At 70.5% G+C, this 1,962-nt stretch carries 2 protein-coding genes and 1 pseudogene; 2 read left to right on the plus strand and 1 reads right to left on the minus strand.

Annotated features, from left to right (window positions below; all coding sequences use genetic code 11):
* Positions 1-89: 89 nt before the first annotated feature.
* Positions 90-1,001: a transcriptional regulator CynR gene (gene cynR / locus ACIRFH_RS36560; protein WP_403530905.1), complete on the minus strand. Its 912-nt coding sequence runs from the start codon at positions 999-1,001 to the stop codon at positions 90-92.
* Between the two features lie 125 nt (positions 1,002-1,126).
* Between cynR and ACIRFH_RS36565 the strand changes: the two genes are divergently transcribed.
* Both ACIRFH_RS36565 and ACIRFH_RS36570 read left to right on the plus strand, forming a co-directional pair.
* Entirely contained in the window at positions 1,127-1,705 is a 579-nt protein-coding gene (locus ACIRFH_RS36565; protein WP_403530908.1) for a carbonic anhydrase, read from the plus strand.
* Positions 1,706-1,816: 111 nt separating this feature from the next.
* Positions 1,817-1,962 (plus strand): annotated as a pseudogene (locus ACIRFH_RS36570) (cyanate hydratase); the annotation flags it as partial.

The following is a 1,962-nucleotide window of genomic DNA, read 5'->3' on the forward strand; positions in this document are numbered from 1 at the left end:
CACCCCAGGCCGTTCGTCTGGACGAAGACCGCCGACGAGATCCTCGACAAAGTCGCCGCCTACTGCCGACGAATCTCCGACTCAGGTCACTAGGGAGCGGGTGTGTAGCCGCGGGTGCGGACGAGGTCGTGGGTGAGTCGGGTGAAGGCGCGGGTGGCGGCGCCGCGGTAGGCGCCCTCGCGGTGCAGGAGGGCGACGGTGCGGGTGGGCAGGGGCGGGTCGAGGGGGACGGGGGTGAGATGGGGGTGGTCATGGGTGATGGCGTCGGGCAGGACGGTGGCCAGGCCGGTGCGCTGGACGATCTCGGTGAGGGCCTGGATGGAGTTGGCCTCGACCCTGATGCGCGGGGCGGTCCGGTGGCGGGTGAAGTAGGCGTCGATGTGGCCCCGGGTGGCGAAGTCGCCGCTGAGCAGGGCGAGTTGCCGGTCGGTGAGCTCCTTCACGGGTAGTGGGGAGACGTCGCCGGCGTCGGGCCGGCGGGCGCCGGTGACCAGAGTGAGCGTCTCCGTGAACAGGGCGGTGGCGGTGATGCCGGAGAGGTGGGGGCCGGCGAAGGCGATGCCGACGTCGAGGTCGTCGGCGAGCAGGGCCGCTTCGATGCGGTCCTGGGTCATCTCCACCAGGGTGAGGCTGATGCCGGGGTGGCGGGTGTGGAACTCGGCGGTGAGCGGGCCGACCAGGTAGGCGGTGAAGGTGGGAGTGACGCCCAGGCGCAGGTGACCGCGGGAGAGGTCCTGGACGTCGTGGACGGCGCGTTCGGCGGCGGCCAGGTCGCGCAGCGCGCGCCGGGCGTGGTCGGTGTAGACGGCACCGGCGTCGGTGAGCCGCACCGTGCGGCCGGTGCGGTCCAGCAGCTGCACGCCCAGGGTCCGCTCCAGCTGCTTGATCTGCTGGGAGAGCGTGGGCTGGGAGATGTGCAGCTCCTCGGCGGCGCGGGTGAAGTTGCCGTGTTCCGCCACGGCGAGCAGATAGCGCAGGTGACGCAGTTCGAGAACAGCCATGGAACGAACTATAGATGTAAGCAATAACTCCTATCCCCGATAGCTCTTGGACACTATAGGTCCAGGTCATGCATGGTGGATCTCACCAGCCCACAGGGGCCGGCCACCACCCGAAGGGAGTGACCATGCAGGACCTCGCCGACGGCGTCGCCCGTTTCCAGCGGGACGTCTTCCCGGCCAAGGCGGAGCTCTTCGCCCGTCTGGCCACGCATCACACACCGCACACGCTGTTCATCGGCTGTTCCGACGCCCGCGTCGTCCCGGAGCTGATCACCGGAACCGAGCCGGGTGACCTGTTCGTCGTCCGCACCGCGGGCAACCTGGTGCCCGCCTACACCCCCGAGGCCGACGGGATCACGGCGAGCATCGAGTACGCCGTCGCCGCGCTGGGCGTCAAGGACATCGTCGTCTGCGGTCACTCCGCGTGCGGTGCGATGACCGCACTCGCCGAGGGCCACGACCTCAGCGGTGCCCCGGCGGTCGCCACCTGGCTGCGGCACGCGGACGCCTCGGTGGCCCGCACCGTCGCAGACGGTGACGTTCCGGCCCTGGTGCGGCAGAACGTGCTGGCCCAGCTGGCGAACCTGGCCACCCATCCCTCGGTCGCCAAGGCGCTGGCGCAGGGGAAGCTCTCCCTGCACGGCTGGGTCTTCGACATCCCCACCGGCCGCGTCCAGGACCTGACCGCCCCGCTCGCGGCCTGACACTCCCGGCTCCGGCCTCCCACCCGGGGACCTTCCGTCCCCCTACCCCACTCGCCGCTTCCGCCCCACCTGCTCCGGAAGTGGCTCAGCTGAGAAAAGGACGTACTGATCATGGTGCACGCACAGCTCGACCCGACCGCCCGTGAGGCCCTGGCCGCCAAGGCCGTGGAGGCCAAGACCGTCAAGAACCTCTCCTGGCAGCAGATCGCCGACGCCTCCGGCCTGTCGGTGGCCTTCACCACCGCCGCCGTCCTCGG

The sequence above is a fragment of the Streptomyces sp. NPDC093586 genome (assembly GCF_044764905.1).
Taxonomy (GTDB): domain Bacteria; phylum Actinomycetota; class Actinomycetes; order Streptomycetales; family Streptomycetaceae; genus Streptomyces.